The sequence below is a fragment of the Candidatus Hydrogenedentota bacterium genome, from assembly GCA_035450225.1.
Lineage (GTDB): Bacteria > Hydrogenedentota > Hydrogenedentia > Hydrogenedentales > SLHB01 > DSVR01.
This window is the reverse complement of sequence record DAOTMJ010000005.1, coordinates 43,187-68,769: the sequence shown is the minus strand read 5'-3', so window position 1 is coordinate 68,769 and position 25,583 is coordinate 43,187. Positions and strand designations below refer to the sequence as shown.

Below are 25,583 nucleotides of genomic sequence, written 5' to 3'. Positions count from 1 at the left end.
TTGGGGCGAAGGTCTTCGCAAAGCGGATCAAGGTTGCTTCTTGTTTCCGGCAATGAGATTCTGATAGTCGTTCTTGAGTTTGGCCATTTCGGCGGCCAGTTGGTTGGCGACTATCTTACGCAGCGCGGATTCGCCTGTGTTGCGCGTGGCGGCGGCCGCCATCTTTTCGATGTCGAAGCGGAATGCGCTTCCGCTCAACGCCTGTGCATTGCCGATGAGTTCGTTTTTCAATTCACGCAGACGCGCGTTGATGTTGCCGACGCCGGCGGCGGCGGCCTGCGCTTCGGTGCGGAATTCGTCGGTGACTCGGTTATAGGCGGCTTGGGCCTTTTTCAACGCGTCAAAAGCTTCGGGTATTTGGCCCTTCAAAATGAACTGTTCGGCTTCGGCCTCAAAGCGCCCGCCTTCGTCTATTGCGGTTCGCGCCGCTTCGAGCCGCGCATCCCGTTCGGCGATCATCCGCGAGACCTCGAGGCGTTTTGCCTCTGCGGTCGGATGCAGGGGATCGGCCTTGGAGGCACGTGAATAGGCGTCGAGGGCTTCTTCAAGGCGGTTGCTTTCAAGCGCTTTGTCGCCTTGGGCGATGTAGAACCCCGAAATCCGTTCGACCACGTCCTTACGCTGCGGTTCAAGCGCCAGCACATACTCGTATTCCTTGATGGCGCGTTCGGCGAATCCGCCGTTATACAAAATATCCCCGATTTGCTTGACCATTTCCGGCGTTTTGGGCGGCGATTGCGTCAGGCGGTTGTAATGGAGTTCGATCTCGTTTTCGTTGCCGCGCGCGACGTAAAACGCCATGGCCTGCACGGCGTAATTCCGCCGTTGTGTGTCGCTGACTCCGGCCTGCACGACCCGTTCGGTCAAAAGGGTGTACCACACGTTCGCCACGGCGTCAATGGACCGGCTGAGATCGTCCGACAGCGCCGCCCGGGCCACCCCGTCGAACCCCGGACCGGATTGGTAATCCTTGACAATCAACTCTTTTCGTGCATCCGCCGTGCGCTGCAATTGTTCGATGTACGCCGCGAGTTCGATTTTTTTACTGGGCGAGGGTTTCAACGAGGTCTGAGGAAGGGCCTTTTCGACGTCTGCGTAATATCGGGCGCGAATGGGGGAATTATCGCGGGCGAGCGGCGCGGAAATCCGCGCCACCAGCCGCCCCAATATGCCTAGACGATACGCCAGATAGGGATCGATGGCATCGCCGCGGACGGCATCCAGCAGGTGCATTTCGCTCTGAATGACCGTGATGGGACCGGCTTCAAATCCCGGGAAAAGACGCTCCAGCGTTTCGTCGGTAACGGATGCGCCCTGCATGACTTCACGGTCCAGTTTGGACAATTGAATGACGCGGCCCTTCGAGAGAAGGCGTATGGCGGTGGAAACCACGGCCTGATCGGTCTTGGGCGACCATGCCACGGCGGTAACCGGCGCCAGCAATACCGCCAACACAAACATGGAAGCGCGTTTCATGACGGGATCCTCCCGGATCCGGCGGTCTGGCCGGCGGCTTGTTTCAGGTGTTCGATGAGCAATTCGACCTCGGTGGCGTGCATCCCCTCCCGGCGATCGCCCAGTGCCTTGATATAATTTTCCAGCGCGGCTATCGCTTCCGGAAATGCCACGCGCCGGGCATAAAGAAGACCCGATTCCAGATGGGCCGGAGCATATTGGGCGTCAAGTTGCAATGCCCGCCGAAAGAACTCCAAGGCGCGGTCCATCTCGCCGTTCACGGCGAACAGACGCCCGCGAATCGTGTGCATGGCGGCGCTGGTTTTTCCGGTCTGTTCGGCCTTGTCGAGGAGTTCCGCAGCCTTTGCCGGATTACCCTGCTCGATGTACAAATCCGCCGCGCGCACGAGCGCCTCCGCGGCTTGCGGGCCGCCCGCCTGTCCAATCGCCTCGTATTCAGCCGCCGCTTCGGGAAGCAGACCGTTTACACGCAGGCAGGACGCCCTCAGAAATTGCACGGCGGCATTGGACTTGTCGGCGGAATTGGCCTCGTTCACGATCGGCGTGGCCTCTTCATAGTTTCCGCGCGCTACCAGCAAGGCGCCGAGACGCGCCAGCGTTTCAGCGCGCACCGATGTGCCGGCGTTTACGGCTTCCTTGAAATTCGCCAGCGCCTCGTCGGCATTGCCTTGCGCATCCGCGACAAAACCAAGGGCTGCTTGGACATCCCCGGACGGCGGAAGCGACTTGAGATCCTGCGCGGCGCCCGCGTAATCGCCTTCCAGCGCTTTTGCGATGGCCTGTTGCTGGAGAACCAGCGAATCGCCTGGCGCCAATTCGAGCACGCGTTGGATGGCTTCCCGCGCACCCGCCGAATCGCCACCGTCCGCCTTGAGCAAGGCGGTAAGCCTCCATGCCCGTACGTCCCGCGGATCGTTTTCGGTCAGGCGCTTGAGAACCGCCAACTGGCGGCTACGGGCGTCGGCGCCTGCGCCCGGCTGGCCCAGCGCGACGACGGCCAGCCACGCCGCATCCTTGTTACCGGGCTGCAATTGCGAGGCCTTTTCGAATGACACGGCCGCGGCGGAATACTGGCTCATGCGCCATTGGATCCGTCCCATTTCATAATGGGCGCGCGGATCCGTATCGTGTTTCGCAAGATGTTTTTCAAGAACCGTGGAGGCTTCCAGTTCCTTGCCCGCGCGTGACAGCTCGATGGCTTGCGCCACCGGGTCACGCGTCAAGAGAAAAAAAAGAAAAATACCCGCCAACAACGCCAGAATCGCCAGAACCACCGCAGCCACAATCCACGTCATGTTCCGCGACGGCGCCGAAACGGACACCGCGGCTTGCTGTCCGCCCACAATCTTCTGGCCGGTTAGCAAGTTCGTGCCACACGCAATGCAAATGATGTCGCCATCCTGCACGAGCGCATGGCAATTCGGACATGTCTGGCGTTGCGTGGAACCGGTCGAACCTTTGGGGGACGGCGTCATGCGTTTGGGTTCGACACGGCCCCCGCAATGCGGACAGTGTTCGAGATTGGGGTCGGTCAATTTGCCGCAATACGGACAACTAATCATCTGGGGCACGGCATCCACTCCCTTTTCCACGGCGGGGCGCACGCCCGCGTATTGCCGGGCGCAAGCGCTACGTCCGCGGATCCATGGCGCTACTCATCTTCCGGAAACGGTGCGCCACACTGGATGCACACGCGTGCCTCGATTCCGTTGCGGGCGCCGCATTTCCGGCACTTCTTGCGAAACAACGACGGTATACTGACCACGCAGGCCAGCGCTATCACGCCCAGCATTACCGTCAAATACACCGTCGGGGACACCTTGCACAAACTCCATGCCTCGCCTATGCCTATGCCATGATTGTAGAGACCTTGCCACCCGTCTGTCAATGGAAATGACTTCGTAGCACCGATCATGGGACGAGATCAAGAAAAGACAATCTGGTCCGCAATGAATTCATTCATGTTGGAAACGTCTATCATAAATTTAGCCGGTCTAAGCGTTCTGAGGTACAGGCTTCGGCGACGTGAGGAGGAGATCCAGCGCCTTGTCAAGCGCGAGGGCAACGCCGGCTCATGTATATGATGATGCCAACGAACAGACGAAGCTGACCACGGACGGGATAGTGTAAGAAACCTTCTGTAAAAGTGACTGGACAAACGAGGCCATCGTTTGCTCCACTCTTGGAGAAAACCGAAACCAAGGCCCACGTGGCCGAACCGCGAGGAGGAGTAACGATGGCTAAACAAGATAGTGCCGGGTTCCTGAGTCAGATTCAAGACAGCGGCGCCCAAGACGTAATGCTGGAGATGTTGCGGCTTATGATGCAGACGGTACTGGAAGAAGGGATGACGCGCCATGTTGGTGCGCAGTGCCACGAGCGGACGCCAGAACGTCGGGGACATCGCAATGGCTATAAACCGAGGACCGTGAAGACGCGGATGGGCGAGCTGGCGCTGTCGGTCCCGCAGGCACGGGGTATTGAGCCGTATGAGCCTTTCCCGCTGGCGAAGTGGCAGCGTAGCGAACGGGCGCTGCTGGTGGCTTGCGCGGAGATGTACTTTATGGGCGCTTCGAACACATCGTCCGGGTGGACGAGAACGGCATTGGGGGCAATCTCCGCCTTGACCAGGCGGATGAAGGTCTCGACCACTTCGCGCAGCAGCGTCATAGGTTCGTCTCCGGTAAACCTCGTTCGGAGGTTACTTACCGGAAAGGGCGATAAATGTGCTTCACCAAAGCCAAGGGAGCAGAAACTGACTTTCGCTGACCAAGCGGAAGCACAATGACTTTATTAATCGAGAAGTAGTACCGTTGTGCTGCGGATTTCGGAGCGCCGTGGGGCGCCACCCGTGGCTGATAGCGGCGGTGGGCCTACCGATGCCTCACACCGAATGGAGGCCTGAAAGTTGAATGAAGACGTCCCGTGAACATCAAGACCGGGACCATCGGGACTACCGTCATCGCGCGCAACGCGGGGGCCTGGCTCTCAACGCGCGGCGGGTTCTCGCGGGCACGCGCGATTCCTCGTGCGGAGAAGTGAAGCGCCGCTACGGGGAACGGGATATATATCGCGCGGAACGGTTTCTCAGCACGCGCGGAAGTTCCTCGCAACGCGGGATGATTTCTCGGCGCGCGGAATGATGCGCGGGTGCGCGGATTGAGTTTTCTGCTGCGCGGAATGAATCCGCGTAGCGCGGATCAAAAAAACTGTGCAGAAACTTCGTCCCGCGCTGTGAAAAATGGTTCCGCGTAGCGCGGAATCGAGTTGCAGAACGCGGAAAAGCGTTTTAACGCATTGATTTACAATGATTTATGTGATCTTGGCCGGAAACGGCCTGAATAGACCGTACAAAAGGAGAAACAACCACGACGTAATTTCCAAGGCGGGAACCGCAACGCTGTGAAACCGGGTACTGCATGATTGGCGTCAATATAGCCGGAATCAGCGTCACAAGCAACACGGCGGGGAGTCGTACTTTGGCACGTCGTTGACCAACGCTAGACCAAGGTCTTGATGGTTGCACAGATCATCTGAAAGGAAATCAACGAACAATGGCAACCGCACTGGCAGATAAGACAGGAACTATTGAGCAAGGCCAACAGGTTGATTGGCGGGATATCAAGTTCGGAGTGCTTGTGGGGTGTGTATTTGCGGTGACGAAATACATCGTATTGTACCGGCTGGAGTGGCATTTTAACGCCTCTGAACCACTGGTCTGTTTCTTTCTGACATTCGCCTACATCCTCGTTCGCGCGCGCCGACAGCCAGATAAACTCGACGAGTGGGGCATTACGACTCCGCTCTCTGCGCCGGCTATTCTTGTGGCATGCGCTTTCTTCGGAATCGGCGTTCTTGTGTTGGCCATCAACAGAATCCACATCGCGGGAACATTACCCTTTAGCATGGGGATGGTCACCGGTTCGATTGAGTACATCTCCAGCGGCTTTACGCAGCAATTCTTCCTGTGTTCCGTCGGCCTCGTCAGCCTCGGCAAAATGCGCATTTTCCGTGGCTGGCTGCGGCTTTCGTTGACGCTGGCCGCCTGCTTCGGCGTTATGCATCTATGGGGACCGTTGAGCGCACCGGCCGAACGCTTCTGGATTGAACTCGCCCACGTGGCGGGTGTCGCGGGCCTGGGTTTTATTGCCAGCGCCTACTTCCTGAGTTTCCGCACCATGATTCCCATTGCCATCATCCATGCCGTCCAATTCGGCGTATTCCAGGATTGGATGAAAGGCCTCCAGTGATCAGCGTTGCTCTTGGGCCGGTAGCGACCTTCTTAGACATGGTCTTCTCGCGCCGAAGCGTGTTGTACATGGCCACCAGGGACACGTTGAACCCTCAGCGTTCGCGAAGAACGGCAAGGATGGCGTCGGGATCCTTGGTGCTCTCTTGCTTCAAGTGCGCCAAGTGCTCATCCGAGCTGACGCGCTTGCGGCCAGGGTTCTGAGGCTTGGGCACAACGATGCCCGCATGCCGTCCAGCGTCGGATAATTAGCCGGAAAACCGCAGGACAGGCCCGCAATCTTGTGTCCAAAGAACCGGGCGCACAGTGGGAGTCGAAAGGCATCTCTTCCGGCCAATTATTTTACAAAGCCCCCTGCCTGGGTAGAGCGACGCGAAACGGAGCGCGAGGAAGCGCGCCCTCCCAAACATCAAGCGAAATCATCCTGGATTAGTTTCTTATTTCTAGTTCCCGGTTGCCCAATTGCAAGAGAAGTAAGACAGGATTGGTCATCATGTTGCACACGGGAAACCGCATGCGGGACGAAATGCACCGTACCGATGCGTTGGACCTCTAATGCACCGTAGGTTCCACATTGAGGATGGAACTGGTCGGGGTGAGAGGATTTGAACCTCCGACCTCTTGGTCCCGAACCAAGCGCGCTAAACCGGGCTGCGCTACACCCCGACAGGTCAACGTGAAAACAATAGCATAGGAAAACGGAGCGGATCAAGAAAGTTTGCGTTTTCGGCATGTTTCGGCGGTTTGACTGCATGGGGCGATCGTCTGAAGGAGTGGGCCTGCAGCCTGCAACACCTTTGCGGCAGGCGGGGATATTGCGAATTATCCCTGTCCATAAAGAAGGCCCTTCGAAAACGCGATTCTTCGCGATGTTGCGACGTTGCGCATCATATTTTCCAGGGTTGCAATGGTTTACCGGACATGAAATTGATTCGATGACGGAAGTTATTCGCCGTGCTTGTCCACGATCCGAACGCAAGAGGCGGGCGGGACAGCGTTTCATATTGTGCAGGCCGCGTTTCAGAGGAGAATCATAATCGCAAGACCTTGATGTTTGGGATGACGCACGTCCGCGGCGCTTTGTGTTGATCTGTCCAATCAGGGATATTTGCGTAATTGACGGTCGGAAAGGACGCCAATCCTCCTCCAACAATGACGATTGGCGAGGATGCTGACCTTGCCGGCATGTGCGGATTTCGCCGTGTCTTGTGGCCGTTTCCATCCCAATGCTATGCTACGTTTGAAGGCATGAACAGGGAGGACGTTGCGATGTTGCGATATGGCGCGTGTTATTATCCGGAACATTGGACCGCGGAACAAGCGCGTCAGCATATTCCGTTGATGCAGAAGGCAGGCATCAACGTTGTGCGGATGGGCGAGTTTGCGTGGTGCAAGTTCGAGCCGGAACCGGGTCGTTACAAATTTGACTGGCTCGATCCGGTCATTGACGCGCTGGCAAAGGCGGGTATTGCAACCGTTTTGGGCACCCCAACGGCCATCCCCCCCAACTGGGCCTATTCGCGACAGCCCAACATTCTTCAGAAAAATGCGGGCGGCCACACACTCAATCCCGGCGCGCGCTGTCATTGCTGCAAGAACGCGCCCGGTTACCAGTTCATGTGCGAGGGCATCGTGCAGGAAATGGCGCGCCATTACAAGGACAATCCCGCGGTCATCGGTTGGCAGGTGGACAACGAGTTCGGCTGCCATAACACGACGCGTTGCTTTTGCGAGCATTGCGAAAAGGCATTTCGGGAGTGGCTCATCGCGAAATACGGCGATATCGAGGCGCTCAATGCGGCATGGGGCACGTCGTTCTGGGGATTCGATTTCCGGCAGTGGAACGAAATCCCGCTTCCGCGCACGATGCCGACGGGGCCGAATCCGGGGCATTGGCTCGATTTCGTGCGCTTTTCGTCGGACACCCAGGTGAAATTCATGAAGACGCAGTACGACCTGATCAAGGCGCTGTGTCCGAAACATTTCGTCACGCACAATTACATGGGCTGTTTTCCTGAAATTGACTATTACAAATTGTCGCAGCATCTCGATTTTCCCGTGTGGGACAACTACCCCGACTCGTACGGCGATCCGTTTCATCCCTCGTATGCGCATGAAATCACGCGGTCGTTCAAAGGGCGCTTCTGGGTGATGGAGGAGAAAAGCGGGCCGACCGGCGATGCGGAGGCGGGGCTGCTGGGCGAGCAGCCGGAACCGGGAGAGATTCGCCGGTGGGCGTGGCAGGCGGTGGCGAACGGCGCGGACGGCGTCGTGTATTTCCGGTGGCGCGTGTGCCTGTTCGGCGCGGAGCAGTATTGGCACGGCATTCTCGACCACGACGGGGTGCCGCGCCGACGTTACGCAGAGGTCCGAAAGACCGCCGAGGAGTTCATAAAGGTCGCGCCGGAGTTGGAAGGCACGCAGGTCGAGGTGCGGGTCGCGCTGATTCGCCATTTCGACACGCTCTGGTCCTTCGAGCGCCAGCCCGGAGTGGCCGGATTTCATTACGACGGTCATTGTTTCGAGATGTATCGCGCGATCAAGCAGAACGGCCACAATTGCGACATCGTCAATGCCGATGCGGATTTCACCCGCTATCGCGTGGTCGTCGCGCCGAGTCTCGCGCTGGCGGACGATGCGCTGGCGAAGCGTTTGCATGCATTCGCGGACGCCGGCGGCACGGTTGTGTTCACGCCGCAATCGGGCGTGCGGACTCCGGCCAACGCCATGTGGGACCGGTCGCGTCCCGGTCCGCTGGCGCCGCTCGTGGGCGCGACCGTGGACGAGGTCCGGCCTTACTACCACGGCCAGACTAACGAAATCGCGTTCAGGCAGGGCGTCCTTGCCGGCCAAACGTGCAGCGTCGGCACATGGGTCGAAATTCTGCATGCGGCTGGCGCCGAGACTGTCGCCGAATTCCGCGATGAGCCCTTCGCCGGTAAACCAGCCATCACTTGCAACACCGTCGGCAAGGGCAAGGTCTATTATCTCGGCGTGTTTTTACCCAATCCGGTTTTGAAAGCGTTTCTCGGTGGGATATTGCCCGAGTTTCCAATGAAGGATATCCCCGATGGCGTCGAAGTCACGATGCGCCGCGGTAAACAGGGCCGCATTGTGTTCGTGCTCAACAACACGCGGGAGCGCCAAACCCTGACGCTGCCGGGCCAGTTTCCCGACCTGCTGTCGGGCGAGACGGTCGGGCCGAAGATAACCCTCGCGCGAAACGGCGTGTTGGTCCTCAAGGCATAGGCTTCGGGTAAAAATCATGCGACGCTGGCTTTTTATTTTTAGCGACGGCCGAATCCTTGCGGGCGTTCTGGTCCTTGCCGCGTGCATCGGCAGCGCATTCATGTTTGAAGTTCCGGACTTGTCCGCGACGAATGTCGCGCCGGATTTTTTCAGCACCTCCGTCATGATTGCCTGCGGACGCGGATTCATCACGCCCGTTGTGTCCACGATTCCCGCCTTGTCGGACTTCCTCCTGCAGAAGACGAACACGTTCGATCCGAAACAACTCCCGGATACTTTCCCCACATTTCGCAACAGTCGGTTCACGGACAATCATTTCTATTTGCTGACGGCGGCGGGATGGATCTGGAAAGTGTTCGGAATGGATTGGCGTGTGTTGAAACTGCTGTTCGTGGTTCTGTACTGCGCCTCGGCGGGTGTTGTTTACGGACTTTTCCGGCTTGGCATGAACCGGCTGTTCAGCGCGCTGGGCGCGCTGTTTTTCATGACGGCCCCCCTGGTCTTGACAACGCTTCCCAATCTGCGCGATTTTGCGAAAGCGCCATTTCTGTTGGGCGTGATTCTCATGCTCGGCCATCTTGTGGCCCGGCCGCTTACCCCGCGCCGTCTGTTCGGGTTGGCGGCGGGCATCGGCTTGACGATCGGGTTTGGCCAGGGATTTCGCCAGGATCTGTTCATTTGCCTGATCCCCAGCGTTTTGATCATCGCCTTCTTTGCCCGCGGAATGGGCCCCTTGTCCGTGGGGCGGCGTCTGGCGGCTCTTGCATTGTTTATCCTCAGTTACGCCTTCGCCGTATGGCCGTGCCGCGCCACTTCGACCGACGAAGGCACGCTGATGTTCCACAATGTCATAATGGGGCTTTCCTCTGAGTGTTCGGACCTGCTTGGCGTGGGCAAGGCATCTTATGACATGGAGTATCTTTGCAATGACAATTTCGCGCATGCCGCCCGATGCAGTTATGCGCGCCGCATCAAGGGCAACAAGGATCCCATCGGTTATCAAACGGTGGAAGGGGCGCGCGTCGCGAAGGAATATGTTATTGATGTCGCCAAGACCTTTCCGGCGGATTTCATCGCGCGTGGCCTCGCCGCATTGCGTTTTATTCTCGGCGGCACATCCGTTGAACGGGCGCCGTATGGCCCTCCTCACAGTCAATTTCTCGATCGGATGAACTCACTTCACGCACCCGTGGCCGCGGTCATGAATGCGGCCGGTATTCTGGCCGCGGTTGTCGTCCTGCTCGCGGCAAGCCGCAGGGAACCGCGCGTGGCGATCGCGATGTTGTTTCTGCTCCTGTATTTTGGGAGTTACACGGCGCTCCTTTTTCAATTGCGTCATTGTTTCCATCTCGTCTTCGTGCCGATCTGGTTCTCGGGAGTGCTCATCGAAAACGGAGTCCGTGCCGCGGCGGCGTTCCGGCTGGACATGTTTCGCGGAACAGGCTGGTGGCGTACCGTCGAGACGCGGCGCATGGCCGTGTTCGCCCTGGCGTCTTTCGCGGTGATGGCGGCGCCGTTGTACGCCGCACGCGTTTACCAGTATGTGAAAGTGGGCCGGCTTCTCGCACCCTATCAGACGGCAAAGCTCGAATCGGTCGAAACCGAAACAAGCCTGCTCAAGAACTGGCATGTCTTCAAGCCAACGTCATGGGAACCCTTTCCCTCCCCGAACACAATCGCCGGCGCTCCCGAACCGAATACGCGGTGGCTCGCTCCCCTTCCTCGTTCCGGAAGTGGTTTCGATGCTTACGAAATGGATCCGCGCGTGTCCTACGGCGTGGTGGAACTGGCCTCCAATACAACGCCATGCCCTGTCGCCGTTCGCTTCGAGACCGAACAGGGCGGCAACGATTTCTCGCGGATACTATGCGCCCAATCGGGCGGCACGGGGCCGAATGCGCGCACCCTGTTCTTTTTTCCAATCTACGAATTTCCGGCATCTGTCACGTTGGGCCGAAGCCGCTTTGCCGGCGTCGCTTTGCCCGCGGACCGCGCCGCGGAGTTCAAGGGTCTCTATCGGGTAGCCGACTTGGAGCCTTTCCCGTTTCTGCCGGTGCTTTCCATTCCGGAGAACACATCGCATATTCAGCGGTATCAGACCATCTGGCCGGGCAAGAGGCAGCGCCGTCAACAATGTCCCGAAATGCCGCAATGGCTGCTCGACTCGCTACGGGAATAAGGAGCCTTTTCTCCATGCGCCCACGCCATGCTTGTTTGAAACGGGAAGCCACAAGGGCGCCGAATGCTCAAACCTTGTTACAGGCGGCATGTGCCCGAAAAAGGACGTTCTACCGGTTGACCGGATTGAAGCATCGCATTGAAACATTGATTGCGAAGTCCCAACAGGAGCAGAAAAAGGGCGCGTGGGACAGGCTGTCCAGCCTGTCCCCCTGCGGGCATGGCTTGGCTACGGAAAAGACAGACTGGTCAGCAATAAAAGCGCCATGAGGTTCAAGCCCATGATGAGCATCGAAACAATCCCGGATTGGGAACAACGTATCGCCCGGCAGGACGCGTTTTGGGATTGCGCGATTCTTGATCGTCCCGTGGTGTGCATGGCCGTCGGCAAAGAAAAGCCGGAATGCCCGTGGCCGTCAGAAAAACAATATGCAAACTGGCGTGAACGCTGGATGGACACCGGCCGGGTTGTTGAACAGGCCATTGCCAATGCGCGCAACACGGAGTATCTCGGCGATGCGTTGCCGACCGCGTGGCCGAATCTCGGCCCCGAATTGTTCAGTTCCTTTTTCGGAATGGAGATGGATTACACGGCGGACACTTCGTGGGGCATTCCAAACCTTCACGATTGGAAGGACGCCGATTTGCTAGTTTTCTCGAAAGAAAATCCGTACTGGAAAAAACTGGTCGAAATGACCGACGCGCTGCTCGATGCCGGGAAGGGCCTTTATTACACCGGGATCAGCGACATGCACCCCGGCGGCGACGCCATCGCGGCCTTCCGCGATCCGATGCAACTCAACATGGACTTGTTGACGAACCCGGACGACGTGGCGCAGCTGCTTGCGCGTGTCAACACGGCCTACGCGGGCGTGTTCGACTTCTTTCACGACAAACTCCGCGCGGCGGATCAGGCGATAACCAGTTGGCCCGGCATCGTGTCGTCGCGGAAATGGTACGTGCCGTCCAACGATTTCTCATGTATGATCTCGAAGGAAATGTTCGATACGGTGTTCCTGCCGGGCATTGCCGAGGAATGCCGCCACCTCGAAGCGTCAATCTATCACCTCGACGGTCCCGGCGCGCTGCGCCATCTCGACAGCCTGCTCGAAATCAGGGAACTCAACGCCATCCAGTGGGTCTTCGGCGCGGGCAACGGCATCGCGTCCGACTGGATTCACGTATACAAACGATGCCAAGCCGCCGGAAAGGGCATTCAGATTTTCGCTTCCGCCGAAGAAGTCGATTTCCTCGCATCAAATCTCCGCCCCGAAGGCGTCTGGCTGGGCGTATCCGTCCGTGACCGCGAAGAAGCCGATGCCGTCCTCAAGCGTGTTGCGAAGTGGACGTAAGACATACAGGCCCGAACAGATACCGGACTTACCGGAGTTGTTTTTCCTTCTTCTGCATCCCGTCTTGAGCCTACTCCGAACTTTCGGTATGGTAGCGGTGTCCAATCGTGGTGGATGAAGAGCACCGGCGGATGTCCGGGAAAGGAGATGGTCATGAACGTCATGAAAGTCCACTGCGTCGTCGCAATGGCATTGCTGGCGGGGGGGCTCCAGGCCCAGGAACCGCCGTCGTTGCCGAAACTCGAAAATCCGTTGGCGGGCGTGGCCGCGACGGAATCGTCGCTCGCCGATCAAACCGGCATTGCCGTTACGATCTACAACAACGACCTTGCGCTGGTCCGCGACACGCGCAAGATCAAGTTGTTGCCGGGTGAGCAGTCGTTGCGGTTCATGGATGTCGCGCAGAAGGTCCGGCCGGAAACGGTCAGCCTGAAATCGCTTACGGCGCCGGGTTCGCTGGCGATACTCGAACAGAATTATGAATTCGACCTGATCAGCCCGTCGAAATTGATGGAGAAATACGTTGGCAAGCCGGTACGGCTGGTCAATTTCAACAACCAGATTGGGTTCACGGAAAAGGACGCGGAACTCCTGAGCGTGAATGAAGGCCCGGTATTCAAGGTCGGCGAGGAGATCTATCTCGGTATGCCGGGACAGGTCGTGTTACCGAAGATTCCCGAAAACCTGATCCCGAAGCCGTCGCTCGTGTGGCTGCTGCAAAACACGGGAACGGACCACGAGGTCGAGGTGACGTATTTGACCGGTGGCATCCAATGGCGCGCCGACTATGTTCTCACATTGGCGAAGGACGAAAAAACGCTCGATGTCGAGGGGTGGGTCACGCTGATCAACCAGTCGGGCGCGCAATACAGGAACGCGCAATTGAAAGTCGTCGCGGGCGAGGTCAATATTGTTCAATCGCATGAGATGGCCATGGACATAGCGGGTGCCGGCGCCAAGATGATGCGCGCGGCGCCGGCGCCGATGCGCGAGGAATCGTTCGCGGAGTATCACTTGTATACGCTGCCACGGCGGACAACCATCAAGGAAAACGAATCGAAACAGGTCAGCCTGCTGACGGCCACGGGCGTGTCCGTCAAAAAGATATATGAATATCGCGGGAACGTCGCCTTTTACAGTCAGCAGATTCCGCCGCAAAAAGAAGAAAAGGTCGGCGTGTTCCTCGTGCTGCGCAACAGCGAGGCGAATCATCTCGGGATGCCGTTGCCGGCGGGCGTCATGCGCGTGTACCAGCAGGATCAGGACGGCATGCTCCAATTCGCGGGCGAGGACAACATCAAGCACACGCCGAAGGACGAGGACGTCCGGCTGCGTCTCGGCAACGCCTTCGACATCGTCGGCGAACGTGTCCAGACGGATTTTCGGCAACTCGCGCCCTCGCTGACCGAGGCGGCCTTCAAGATTGCGATTCGCAACCACAAAGAGATTCCAATAACGGTGGACATCGTCGAGCCGATGGCCGGCGATTGGGAAATTACCGAAAAATCCCAGGAGTTCGTGAAGAAAGACGCGCAGACTGCGGTGTTTTCAGTGCCGGTCGCGAAGAACGGCGAAACCGTAGTAACATACCGCGTGCGCGTGAAATACTAGCCATCCAATCTCTGCGTTTCCTGCGTTTTTTGCGGTTTGGAGTCCAGCCGCGAAGAACGCAAACATCGCAAAGGAGAAAGGTTCGCTTGTGCCGATTTACACACGGAGTTATCGAAGTTACGAGGGCGAGGTGCGGCGTCGTTTCCGCTGGTGGGTTATCGCGGTCCATGAATTACGGATCCTGTCGAAGAACAAGGCGTTTCTCGGCCTGACGGCGCTGGCGGGCCTGCATTTCCTGTTGCGCGTGCAGCAGGTGGTCGCCTTCGACACGCTGAACACCCCCGGCCAGACCAGCCCGATCGTCACCCTCATGCGCCAGATCGAAATGTTCAATGTGGATCCCGGTATGTTCTTCGATTTCATCCGCTTGCAGGCGCCGGCGGTTTTTCTCGTTTCGATACTTGCGGGCGCCGGCATGATCTGTGGCGATTTCAACAACAATCTCATGGAGGTTTACTTCTCGAAACCGCTGACATGGCGCGATTATGTGACGGGTAAAGCGATGGCGCTGATCATCGCGGGACTTTGTTTCACGGCCGTGCCCGCCGTTTTTCTGGTGATCCTGCACCTGTTGATGTCGCCGACGCTGGAAACTTTCCGGGAGATGTACTGGATACCGGTTTCCGCCACGGCATTCTCGCTGGTGCTGGTCTTGCCCTGTGCCTTGGGAGTGCTGGCCAGTTCGGCGGTGTCGCGCAGCGAACGCTATGCCTCGATTGCGATCTTCATGATCGTCTTCGGCGATCTGATGCTCGGCCAGCTGATGCAGGAACTGATGCACCAGCGACAATACGCCCTCATCGCCTTTCCTCTGGCCATCAACCGGATCGGCGAATCGTTGTTCCAGCAGCGGTTCCAATTCATTCCCCTGCCGTGGCACTATGCGGCCGTTTACGTCGGCGCGGTGTGTCTGGGCGCGCTGGCGATCGTCTGCCGGGTCGTGCGCCGTGCGGAGGTGGCCGCATGAATCCCGTCATCGAGGCGCACGGACTCTCGAAATGGTTCGGCGAAGTCGTCGCCGTCAACAACCTCGACCTTGCCGTGGAACCCGGTGTTACGGGACTGCTCGGCCCGAACGGCGCCGGCAAGAGCACCTTCATCAAACTGGCGCTGGGCCTGTACGCGCCGAGTCGCGGCACGCTGCGCGTGTTCGGCGAACCGCCGCGAAACAATTTCAACATCCTGCGCCGCATCGGCTACTGTCCGGAAGTGGACAAATTTTACGAAACCATGACCGGTTACGAATTTGTCTATTGGATGAATCGTTTTCGGGGCATTCGCCGGGACATCGCGTCCAAGCGCGCCGAAGAAGCCTGCGAACGTGTCCGCATGACGGACCGAATGGACGATCTCATCGCCGAGTACAGCAAGGGCATGCGGCAGCGCATCAAACTCGCGCAGGCGCTTGCGGCCGATCCGGAATTACTTTTCCTCGACGAACCCATGACGGGCCTCGATCCGGAGGGCCGCGAGGAACTTTTCGCCCTGATCCGCGAAATGGGCCGCGAGGGCAAAACCATTATCTTTTCAACCCATATCCTTTACGAAGTCGAACGCGCGACGAACGCCGTCGTGTTGTTGTACAACGGCTGCGTGCTGGCGCAGGGCGACATTCATCAAATTCGCGGACTCATTGACGAGCGTCCCCACACCGTTACGGTCGCCTGCGCCGTCCCCCACCTGCTGGCGCGACATTTTGTCAATGAGTCCGCCACACTCGGCATGGAATTCGACACCGACGGCCCCATACCTAGTTTCACCATCCGCACACGCGATCCGAATGCCTTTTACCAGCGGCTCAACGAGGCTGCCCTCGAAGACGGCATTGCCATAGACAGCATTCAATGTCCCGACGACAACCTTCAGGCGGTCTTCAACTACCTCGTGCATTGAAATCCTCGATAAAAAAACCGGCGCACCGTTTTCATTCATGGCATGGTATAATTTGATGGCAGGCAACCCATATCCGAAGGAGTAGGACGATGAAAAGTATTGTGCGAGTGATGATGGGCGTTTTGGCAAGCGTGGTGATTCTGCTGACGTTGGCCGGTTGTCCGGTTCCCAAATTCCGGCTTCATCTCAAAAACACGGGAACTACAAACACCATTGTCGGCGTGTATTTGGTCCCCCAAAATTCGACGGATCCCGGTTGGGGAGCGAATGTGCTCAATGCCGATCCGGCAACCGGCCAGCCTATTCCCCTGGCCCCCGGACAGGGTGTCTGGCTCGAGCGCGAATTTATCGCCGGCCCCACATACGATTGGATGGTCCAATTTGAAAACGCAGTCGGATCGCCCGAAAATTTGCCCTTGGGTCCCGTTACGGAAAGCGGCAATCAACTGATTTTCGAACAAGGCATTTGGACCAGCCCCAGCGTAAGCGAAATTTCCGCCTTTGCCTCGCTTGAAGAAGGCTTCGACGGCATACCCCACTACAGCATCGGCTACAATTGGGGGCCACCGCAGGAGTGAATGCCTTCACGCCTGTTACAATTGTTTTTCGAAGCGGATATTGTCGAGGTAATATGCGCCTTCTTTTGTCCCGGGCGACATGAACCACATGCGTTCAATGGACCGGAACATGCGATAGATACAGGGCACATTTTCGAATCGTTGTGTCTCTTGTCCGGGGATCGCAATGGACAGGGTATAGGTCGCGGGGAGTGATGCTTCCTTGCCAAGCGCACAGTCCACCTCGATATGGATCCATTCGCTGTGTGGGATTTGCGTCAGGACCTTCGGATCGTCGCCCACGCTGACTTCCCCGTTTCCGTTGAACATGACGCGGGGACCGATATGCCGAAAGGTCTGATCGCTACGCCAGTCGAATTGGAACGAAACACCGGGTTCCATGCGCAAATCGAAGGAACAGACGATACGGCCCTGCTTGAGACGAGGAATATAGCAAAATTCCGGTTGCCACGCTTCCTGTGGACCGTCGGAGTCCGTTACCTTCAGGCTTTTAGATCCGCCCGCGGCCGTCTCTTCCGTTACGCGGATTGAGGCTTTGCCTTCAGCCCCATAGACGGCCATGTCCGGCGGCTGCAAATCGGTTTCCAACGATTCGAAGTCTTCGCCAACGGCCTTCTCCTCGAGGGCCTCGGAAATGGCCAAAGGCGCGCGCTGAATGGCGCCGGGCCGGGAGGTCCATTCCGGTTCGCCATACAGGCCGGCCAAGGTGTAATCGAAAGGACGAAATCCCAATGCCAGCGCGGGCGATTCGGGCTTTAGCCGGAAGTTGCCGGAAGCCGGATCCTCAAAGAGCGGATCGGCAACCGCCGAATACATGTCCCGGCCACGCATTTGCCATTCCTCAAAAGTGCCGCCGCCAAAATCCATGACATGGCCGCCCGTGTCCCAGTAACAATTGCCATCCTGCCAGATGGGCGCGCCATCCCAGTTCATGCCGAACGGCTGGCCGGTATTCATCAGAAGGATGTTGCGCTCGAACAATATCGGCTGCACATTTTGCACCCGGCTCAACGAAACTTGGCATTCGTTCCCAAATGCGAAGATATTGTTGACGACACGGTTGAAGTTTCCGTAATACTGATCGAAACAGCCGCTGGTCGTGTTGTATACGAGATTGTTTTCGATTACAACGCTCGAACTGCCCTCGTCGTTGTGAATGCCCCAGCCGCCGTACAGATACGAGGCAACGTCATGAATGACGTTGTTGCGAATCATGCTGCTCCACGAACCGCCCAATATATAGATGCCGGCCATGTTGCTGAATTCGCCCTTGCCGAGGTGGTGTAGATGATTGAATTCGATCGCATTGTGGAAAGACACCCCGTCTTCCGTATTGCCCCATTGCCATCCGACGGTAATGCCTGAATTCGACATGTCCGATATGTCGTTATGGCTCACATTGTTGAACGTGCTTTGGCCGATCCAGACGCCCACGCCGGACCGAACAAGGTGACCGCCCGAATGGATGAAGTTATTGTCCACGGTGTTATGGCTCACATCGAGTTGGTCGCTTGAACGCTGTTGCTCGCCAACCCGCACGCCGCCCGCACCCAAATCCATGAATTCATTTTTCACGACGCGGTTGCCAAACGAACCTATGCGCAACCAGAGTCCGTAGGTGTCCACATGCGCGATGGTGCATTGCTCAAACACACAGAACCGGGCGCCGCGCGTCTGAATCGCCGCCGGCACGCCCACGGCGCCCTGTACGTCGCCATATCCTTCCGGTCCGATGGCAAACGCCGCGTGTTCAAATCGAAGTCCCCTGAATTGAACGTTGTCGAGGTATTGTCCCGTGGCGGGATTTCCGTCCAAGGCCACCAGTTGGCGCAACTTGGGCGCGACCACCTGGGCGGTGGCCATGTCTTCGCCGGCCATCGGCCGGTAATACAACAGCCCGTTTTGGCGATCAAGATACCATTCGCCGGGAGCGTCCAAGCCTTCCTTGGTGTTGAGCACATAATAACGTTGCCGGGGTCCCCAGTTTTCAAAGGGCCACTGGGCCGCGTTGCGGAAGGTCACGATTCGTTTTTCTTCATCTATGCTACTGATGTGATGAAAAGACGTTTCCCATGCGTGCAACACGACGACCAGCGCTTCGTCAATATTCTGCCAGCGGACGACGTCACCCTTTTTAAAACGGAACCCCGTGGTGCTGCGCACGATCTTTTCACCCGTGGCGGGGTTTTCGGTGGCGGGGGCCCGGCCATTGGTGTAAAAGAATCCCTCGTTCGGCGTGCGCGCCATGCCCCGTCGCTGGCCGTTCACCCACAGGCTGTTGAACCGCCAGTCGCTGGTCTGTACTTCGGGCACGGAAGCGACCCAGCAGTCGCCCTCCTGTTTCCATCCCGTAATGGTTTTTCCACCGCTCAAGACCGGATGTTCGTTCGGGTATGCCTCGTAAACGACCGGCGCCTCAAACCGTCCCGAATCCTGAAAGTCCAACGAAAACATTTGCGAAAGCGAGTACGTCCCTTCCCGCACCTGGATTGTGGCAGGCGCCCCCGCATACGCCGGATCCTTGCGCATCGCGCGCAGGGCGTCGCGCGCTCCCTCCAGCGTTGCCTTGGGCCCGTCCGATTTGTCCGAACTGGGTTCCGGCAAGGTTCCCGACCATGCATCGTCGCCATTCGTGGCCACATACAGCATGATGGGCTTGGTTTCCGTCTGACTTGACGGCGCCGCGGAAGACGCCGATTCTTGGGCCGTGGCCATTCCTGCCGCCCACAAAGAAACGGACAGTGCAATAATTGCCGGTAAACACTTCATCGTAATCTCCTCGGGGGAATCACCCGCCACATGTTTCGGGAAAGAGGCCCGCGCCAACGTGCCGTAGTTTCACCTGACGCAAGAAGGGTACCACGTTTGCCGCATCAAAAGATAGTCGCGTGACATCCTCTATGCACGGGAGATGCAGCCGGATGCGTTTCATTCTATGCAGGCCGCGTTTCAGTGGAACCGGCCGAGGTCTGCAAGACGTTTACGACCGCATGGTACAATGCGGATCGCACTGAAGTCGTCGTGTCCCATGGAGAAGCACCCACTTGTTCGGAAAACCAGCAGATTGGCGGATTCGGCCTGGCCAACATTGCCCACGCGAAGGCCGGCGAGCCGCGCATCTGGGTGAAATTCACCATAGACATGGACGACATCATGACCGTGTCCGCCGTGGATCAGCGTTCGGGACGCTGGGGGTGAAATCACCATTGATCGCTTCGAACCCAAACCGTACCAGCCCGAAGAGACCAAAGGAGTCAAATCGCTGGCAACCAACGACGATTGCCGCATTTACCTTGCCCAAGGCGACAAACCGCTGTTGGTCTCTTTTCCCCACGGCCAAGGCCCTGTGGTCTACGCGTCGTTCCGCAATGGGCGTCCGTTTTCGGAACAGGAACAGCGGCTGATTTCGTTCATTATTCTGAAAACGATATCCCTGGCTACCCATTCGCCGCTGGTCGAACTGGCCGATTCCACGAATGTGCGGACAAAGAAACGGCAACTCGCTTCCTTGCGCGCATGCGGCATGATCCGGGGGCGCGCCCGATTGTGAACTTGCGGCGTTGCGCGGTGTCCAATAAGATGAAGGCAAAAGGAACCGATTCTCTTTGACGCTGTTTCGGGAAGCGAGAATGCAGACGGACGCGGGTCTTGTCGAAGAATGCCGCGCGGGCGACGCGTCGGCCTTCGACGAGATTGTGCGGCGTTACAAGGACCGTGTGTACCGCGTGGTCTACCGTTTTCTGGGCAATCACGAGGATGCGCTGGACGTGGCGCAGGAAACCTTTATACGCGCCTATGGCGGCATTCGGGAGTTTCGCGGATCGGCGCAGCTATGCACATGGCTGCACAGCATCGCCGCGAATCTCGCGCGGAACCGGCTGCGCGACGGCTCGCGCAAGGGACGCAACCAAGGCGTGCCCCTGAACGGCATGGATCCCGCGGACGATTGCTCGCCCCGCACCTCCGCCGAGCGGCAGGAACTCGAGGACACGCTCCAGCGCTGCCTGTTGGAACTGCCGGAACCGTACCGGATGGCGTTCGTGCTGCGGACCTTCGACGATTTGAACTACGAAACGATCGCGCAAACCCTGGGCATACCCGTCGGCACGGTCAAGTCGCGCATCAATCATGCGCGGCGGCTGCTCCGGGAACGGCTCGAGGAACTCGCGATCGTGTGAGGCACGGCTATGAATTGCACCGAGATTCACGATGAGTTTTCCGCGCTGCTGGACGGCGAATTGTCCGGCGAGGCGCGTGTTCGCATTGAGGCGCATATCGCCAAGTGCGAGGATTGCCGGCGCGCGCTGGACAAGATGAAACGCGTGGACGCAATGTATCGCGCGCTCGATCCCCTGACTGCTCCGGCGGGATTCGAGAAACCCATCCAGGCCGCCATTCGGGAAAAGCATCCCGGACAAGTGCAAACCGCCCGCCCGGCGTGGCGCTGGCGGCTGGCGTGGGCCGCTGCGGCTGCCTGCGCTGCAATCGTCGTTGCCGTGGGAATCCTGCGCAGGGAGCCGGACACGGAACGTTTCAACGTGGCTTCGATCGAACAGAAATCCGAACCTTCGGAGCCTCGGCGGATTGTCCAGGAGCACGATGCCGGAAAATGGCAAACCGCCCCAACGATGGATACCGCCGTTCCGATGGCCTTGCCTTCACCGTCGCCTACGGAATCCACCGGCGATCAGGGACCCGAATCCATGCCATTCAAGGATCTGGCCGTATCCATTCCCCAGCAATCCGCCGTAAAGGAATCGCGGAAAGGCGAAGCATCGGAATCCGCGCCGGTTGCGCCGCCGCCGCCCGCCGCAATGGAATCGGGTGAGGTCAAAATGCCGGCCTCCGAACCGGCGGCTGCGCCGCCGCCTGCCGAGAGGGAATCGCGTAAGGCCAAAATGCCGTCCTCCGCGCCGGTTACGCCGCCGACAAGCCCCGTCGAAATTCCTCCGCCGTCTATTGCCGCAGAAGGCAACCAGGACGATTTACCGGTTCAGACGGCCCTTGTCCCGCCCGAGTCCACAGCGCCCGCATCTGTGGATAACGAAGAGGCAATTGATGCCGGCCACGACCCGACGCGCAAAAAAAAGGCAATCGCCGATGAACTTGTAATGCCCACAAACAAGTTAGGGTTTGGGCCCATAACCTTTGGTCTCGGATTGAAAAAGACGGACAAGAGACATGTGGGGATGGCGGCGCCGCTGGAGAACGACAAACGGGACATGGCCGTGCCGGAAAAGACGAAAACCGCAAAGGACGTTTCCCCGGATCGCGGCGATCGGAAAATCGTAGCGGAACGCGCTTTTCTTAGGATCGGCGATGCTTGGGTGGAAGACGGATATCCCCAAGACGCGCCGACGCGGATTTTGCGCCGCGGCTCAAAGGCGTGCAAAGCCTTTTTCGACAAGCATTCCGAACTCAAGCCCCTGCTCGAACTCGACGGCCGCATCGTTTTCACGTTCGATAAACGCTGGTACCGCATCGAGCCCGCCAAAAAGAGCGATTGATTGCTTGTAAAACGATAGAAAAACCCTCCAAATCAACCCACAGGGGTATACATTTCTTTTTCGCAGCGTACACTGTTTTTTACTGCAACTAACGCGGCAGACCAAGGGGATATTTTAGAAGGGGGATATATTGACGAAAAAAGTTCTTGACAAGCCGTACTGTATGCGCTATTATATTTGTGAAGAAAATAACAGCGTTATTGAAATCACATTCAGCGAAAATCGGAGAACCGGTCCATGAGTCAACAGCCGATTAGTGGAAAAACCATCGGGCGTCTCAGCCTGTATCGCCGCGTCCTGTATGGATTGTTGGCGGAAGGCGAACGGAGCATCTTTTCTCATCAGCTTGCGGCGTTGGTCGGCGGCACGGCCGCGCAAGTCCGGCGCGACATGATGGCCGTGGGGTATACGGGCAGTCCTACGCGCGGCTATGACGTTCAGGAACTGTCCGAAAGCATCGGGCGGTTTCTCGAATCGCCGCAGGGCCAGCGGGCGGCGTTGGTCGGTGTGGGCAATCTCGGACGCGCGCTGCTGGCCTATTTTTCAGGACGCCGCCCGAAACTTTCGATCGAGGCGGCGTTCGACACGGATCCCCTGAAATATGGCCGGGTCATTCACGGGTGCCGCTGTTATCCGATGGATGATTTGGTATCGAAAATACGAGAGTTGGGCATCACGATTGGGATCGTCACGGTGCCGGCCGAGTCTGCGCAGGGGGTGGCGGACAAGCTTTGCCAAGCGGGGGTATTCGGCATTCTGAATTTCGCGCCGACTCGCCTGTGGACCCCGTCGGTGGTGTACGTGGAAGACATTGACATGACCATGTCGTTGGAAAAGGTGGCGTTCTTCGCCAGACAGCGAGCAATGGAGAAAGGCAGTATATGACGACCACAACAGCGGAAGTGAAACCGGATATCGAGGCCATTTTGGCGCGCTATCCCGACGCGGGGCGGGATGCCCTGATCCCGTTGCTTCAGGAGGTGCAGGAGGTCTACGGGTACTTGTCCCGGGAGGCCATCCAGGAGGTGGGGCGGCATCTCAAATTGCCCACCAGCAAGATCTTTGGCGTGGCGACTTTCTACAACCAGTTCCGGTTCCAGCCGATGGGCAAGTATCACATTCAGATTTGCCGGGGCACAGCCTGTCATGTCAAGGGCTCGGCGGCGGTGCTGGATGCCTTGCAGCAGGAGTTGAACCTGTCCGCCGGGCAGACCTCTCGCGACGGATTGTTCAGCCTCGAAGTGGTGGCGTGCATTGGAGCGTGCGGCTTGGCGCCCGTCATGAGCATCAACGGCGTTTTCTACGCCGGTCTGACCCCCGCGAAGACGCGCCAGATTATCGAGAAATACCGGAAAGGAGGACCAGAGTCATGACGCGTCTGATAGACCAAAAATGCTGTGACCGGTGCTGGCATGGCGCGGAGCGGGCTTGCCCGGAGCTCGTGGCGTGCCTGACCGATGGTCCCTTGTGCCATGCCGATGAGTCGGGCGTCAACATGCGCGTCGCCGCCATGGCGCGGCTTAGGCGTTTGCACGTCGAGACGCCGGTCGTTTACGCCGGCGCCGGCACCTGCGGTCTTGCCGCTGGGGCCGCGAAGACGATCGAAGCCATTGAGGCGTATGTTCAGGCCAAGGGTCTGGATATCGAACTCGTTCGCGTCGGCTGCATCGGCCTTTGCGCCATGGAACCCATGATGGATATCCAGATGCCCGGAATGACGCGGGTTTCGTTCGGGGCCGTTACGGGCGACAAGGTCCATGAAATACTGGACAAAGTTTTCGCGGGCGTGATTCCGAAAGAACATCTTGTCGGCCAATTCCGGGAGGATTCGTTGAAGCCGTGGGCGGATGTCCCGTTTATTGACGAGCATCCCTTCTTTGCGCCGCAGACCCGGTGGGTGCTCGCGGAATGCGGCGTGGTGGATCCCTTGCAAATAGACGAATACATTGCGCGGGGCGGTTACAAGGCGCTCGCGCAGGTGCTGCGTTCCAAGACCCCGCAGGACGTGTGCGCGACCGTCGAGGCCAGCGGCCTGCGCGGACGCGGCGGGGGCGGATTCCCCACGGGCAAGAAATGGCAGTTCGCGCTCAAGACCGAAAGCGAACAGAAGTATATTGTCTGCAACGCGGACGAGGGCGATCCGGGCGCGTTCATGGATCGCGCGGTGATCGAAGGTTGCCCGCACAAGGTGCTTGAAGGACTGGCCATCGGAGCGTACGCCATCGGCGCGAGCAAGGCGTACATCTACATTCGCGCCGAGTACCCGCTGGCAATCAAACATTTGAAAGAGGCAATCAGGCAGGCCAAGGAATACGGCTTGATCGGCCATAACATCCTCGACAGCGGCTTCAATCTCGATGTGCATATCAAGATGGGCGCGGGCGCGTTTGTCTGCGGCGAGGAAACCGCGCTGCTGCATAGCATCGAGGGCAAGCGCGGCATGCCGCGTCCCCGTCCGCCGTTCCCGGCGGTGAAGGGCCTCTTCGGCAAGCCGACCGTCATCAACAATGTCGAGACCTTTGCGAATGTTCCGATGATTTTGAGCCGCGGTGCGGACTGGTATGCGGCGGTGGGCACGGCGTCGAGCAAGGGCACGAAGGTATTCGCGCTGAGCGGCAAGGTAAACCGCACCGGCCTCGTCGAAGTGGCCATGGGCACGACGCTTCGGAAGGTCATTTTCGATATCGGCGGCGGCATTCCAAACGGCAAGGCCTACAAGGCCGTCCAGATCGGCGGGCCGTCGGGCGGTTGCATTCCGACGCAGCATCTCGACATCGAGATAGACTACGAATCGTTGAAGACGGTCGGCGCGATGATGGGATCCGGCGGGCTGGTCGTCATGGACGAAAACACCTGCATGGTGGACGTTGCGAAATTCTTCATGGATTTCATTCAGCGCGAGAGTTGCGGGAAGTGCATTCCCTGCCGGGAAGGTACGTTGCGCATGCTCGAAATCCTTGAACGCATCACCCGCGGGCGCCGCTCGGAGGAAGGCGCGGATCCGCTGGAACGATTCAAGGGCGTGATGTATCTGAACCGCCTTGCCGAAGTCATCAAGGACACGAGCCTCTGCGGACTTGGCCAGACGGCCCCGAACCCGGTGCTGAGCACCTTGCGCTGGTTTCGCGACGAGTACGAAGCGCACATTTACGAGCGGCGTTGCCCGGCCGGCGCCTGTACGGAACTCCGGACCTTTGCCATCGATCCCGAAAAGTGCACCGGGTGCGGGCGCTGCGCGAAGAAATGCCCTGTCGAGGCCATTGTGGGCTGGCCCAAACAGGCGCATTTCGTGGTCGAGGACAAGTGCATCGGCTGCGGGGCCTGCGTGGATTCATGCGCGCATGATGCGGTTCTTCTCCGCAAGTATGAACCATTGAAGGCCAAGAAACGGGCGGACGGCGGCGCGCCGCGCGGTATGTTCGCCCCGGACGTGTTCGACGGTTGGAGCCGCGGCAAAAGCGTCATCAAGATGAACTGAAAAGGAGCGGTG

20 protein-coding genes and 1 tRNA gene are annotated in these 25,583 nt (G+C 58.5%); 15 read left to right on the top strand and 6 right to left on the bottom strand.

The window, feature by feature from the left end:
* Window positions 1-27 precede the first annotated feature (27 nt).
* The 4 genes from P5540_04985 to P5540_04970 all read right to left on the bottom strand — a co-directional run bounded on the left by P5540_04985 (window position 28) and on the right by P5540_04970 (window position 4,146).
* Entirely contained in the window at window positions 28-1,476 is a 1,449-nt protein-coding gene (locus P5540_04985) for a hypothetical protein (GenBank protein HRT64162.1), read from the bottom strand.
* A complete protein-coding gene (locus P5540_04980; GenBank protein ID HRT64161.1) occupies window positions 1,473-3,038 on the bottom strand; it encodes a tetratricopeptide repeat protein in 1,566 nt (521 codons plus the stop codon). Before P5540_04980 ends, P5540_04985 begins: the two co-directional genes overlap by 4 nt.
* Before the next feature lie 89 nt (window positions 3,039-3,127).
* A complete protein-coding gene (locus tag P5540_04975) occupies window positions 3,128-3,295 on the bottom strand; it encodes a hypothetical protein (GenBank protein ID HRT64160.1) in 168 nt (55 codons plus the stop codon).
* Window positions 3,296-3,888: 593 nt separating this feature from the next.
* A complete protein-coding gene (locus P5540_04970) occupies window positions 3,889-4,146 on the bottom strand; it encodes a hypothetical protein (GenBank protein ID HRT64159.1) in 258 nt (85 codons plus the stop codon).
* Window positions 4,147-5,030: 884 nt separating this feature from the next.
* On the opposite strand from P5540_04970, the gene P5540_04965 reads away from it, so the two are divergent.
* Window positions 5,031-5,726 (top strand): hypothetical protein, encoded by a 696-nt coding sequence (locus P5540_04965; protein HRT64158.1) that lies wholly within the window; start codon window positions 5,031-5,033, stop codon window positions 5,724-5,726.
* A 586-nt stretch (window positions 5,727-6,312) separates the two neighbouring features.
* Here P5540_04965 and P5540_04960 read toward each other — a convergent pair.
* Window positions 6,313-6,391: transfer RNA gene (locus P5540_04960), tRNA-Pro, on the bottom strand.
* 603 nt (window positions 6,392-6,994) lie between these two features.
* Between P5540_04960 and P5540_04955 the strand changes: the two genes are divergently transcribed.
* The 7 genes from P5540_04955 to P5540_04925 all read left to right on the top strand — a co-directional run bounded on the left by P5540_04955 (window position 6,995) and on the right by P5540_04925 (window position 16,586).
* On the top strand, window positions 6,995-8,974 hold the full coding sequence (locus P5540_04955) for a beta-galactosidase (GenBank protein HRT64157.1): 1,980 nt from the start codon (window positions 6,995-6,997) through the stop codon (window positions 8,972-8,974).
* 16 nt (window positions 8,975-8,990) lie between these two features.
* Window positions 8,991-11,153, top strand: a complete 2,163-nt coding sequence (locus P5540_04950) for a hypothetical protein (GenBank protein ID HRT64156.1) — start codon at window positions 8,991-8,993, stop codon at window positions 11,151-11,153.
* Between the two features lie 184 nt (window positions 11,154-11,337).
* Complete coding sequence (locus P5540_04945; GenBank protein ID HRT64155.1) at window positions 11,338-12,504, top strand: trimethylamine corrinoid protein 2; 1,167 nt, start codon at window positions 11,338-11,340, stop codon at window positions 12,502-12,504.
* Between the two features lie 153 nt (window positions 12,505-12,657).
* Entirely contained in the window at window positions 12,658-14,115 is a 1,458-nt protein-coding gene (locus P5540_04940; protein ID HRT64154.1) for a DUF4139 domain-containing protein, read from the top strand.
* Window positions 14,116-14,203: 88 nt separating this feature from the next.
* Entirely contained in the window at window positions 14,204-15,082 is an 879-nt protein-coding gene (locus P5540_04935; GenBank protein ID HRT64153.1) for an ABC transporter permease subunit, read from the top strand.
* Window positions 15,079-16,008, top strand: coding sequence for an ABC transporter ATP-binding protein (locus P5540_04930; GenBank protein ID HRT64152.1), 930 nt, complete (start codon window positions 15,079-15,081; stop codon window positions 16,006-16,008). Before P5540_04935 ends, P5540_04930 begins: the two co-directional genes overlap by 4 nt.
* Window positions 16,009-16,097: 89 nt before the next feature.
* Window positions 16,098-16,586, top strand: a complete 489-nt coding sequence (locus P5540_04925; protein ID HRT64151.1) for a hypothetical protein — start codon at window positions 16,098-16,100, stop codon at window positions 16,584-16,586.
* Window positions 16,587-16,601: 15 nt separating this feature from the next.
* Here P5540_04925 and P5540_04920 read toward each other — a convergent pair whose 3' ends face one another.
* Window positions 16,602-19,355 carry a right-handed parallel beta-helix repeat-containing protein gene (locus tag P5540_04920; GenBank protein HRT64150.1) on the bottom strand — a complete coding sequence of 918 codons (2,754 nt, stop codon included), beginning with the start codon at window positions 19,353-19,355 and terminating at the stop codon, window positions 16,602-16,604.
* Window positions 19,356-19,538: 183 nt separating this feature from the next.
* Here P5540_04920 and P5540_04915 point away from each other — a divergent pair, with 183 nt between their 5' ends.
* The 7 genes from P5540_04915 to nuoF all read left to right on the top strand — a co-directional run bounded on the left by P5540_04915 (window position 19,539) and on the right by nuoF (window position 25,571).
* On the top strand, window positions 19,539-19,784 hold the full coding sequence (locus P5540_04915) for an Hsp70 family protein (protein HRT64149.1): 246 nt from the start codon (window positions 19,539-19,541) through the stop codon (window positions 19,782-19,784).
* A gap of 118 nt (window positions 19,785-19,902) precedes the next feature.
* Window positions 19,903-20,136, top strand: coding sequence for a hypothetical protein (locus P5540_04910; protein ID HRT64148.1), 234 nt, complete (start codon window positions 19,903-19,905; stop codon window positions 20,134-20,136).
* 79 nt (window positions 20,137-20,215) lie between these two features.
* Window positions 20,216-20,764: a sigma-70 family RNA polymerase sigma factor gene (locus tag P5540_04905; GenBank protein HRT64147.1), complete on the top strand. Its 549-nt coding sequence runs from the start codon at window positions 20,216-20,218 to the stop codon at window positions 20,762-20,764.
* Between the two features lie 9 nt (window positions 20,765-20,773).
* Window positions 20,774-22,093, top strand: a complete 1,320-nt coding sequence (locus P5540_04900; protein HRT64146.1) for an anti-sigma factor — start codon at window positions 20,774-20,776, stop codon at window positions 22,091-22,093.
* 237 nt (window positions 22,094-22,330) lie between these two features.
* Window positions 22,331-22,978 carry a redox-sensing transcriptional repressor Rex gene (locus P5540_04895; GenBank protein ID HRT64145.1) on the top strand — a complete coding sequence of 216 codons (648 nt, stop codon included), beginning with the start codon at window positions 22,331-22,333 and terminating at the stop codon, window positions 22,976-22,978.
* Entirely contained in the window at window positions 22,975-23,466 is a 492-nt protein-coding gene (nuoE, locus tag P5540_04890) for an NADH-quinone oxidoreductase subunit NuoE (GenBank protein ID HRT64144.1), read from the top strand. The genes P5540_04895 and nuoE overlap by 4 nt, the downstream gene beginning before the upstream one ends.
* Window positions 23,463-25,571 (top strand): NADH-quinone oxidoreductase subunit NuoF, encoded by a 2,109-nt coding sequence (gene nuoF, locus P5540_04885; GenBank protein ID HRT64143.1) that lies wholly within the window; start codon window positions 23,463-23,465, stop codon window positions 25,569-25,571. Before nuoE ends, nuoF begins: the two co-directional genes overlap by 4 nt.
* Window positions 25,572-25,583: the final 12 nt, after the last annotated feature.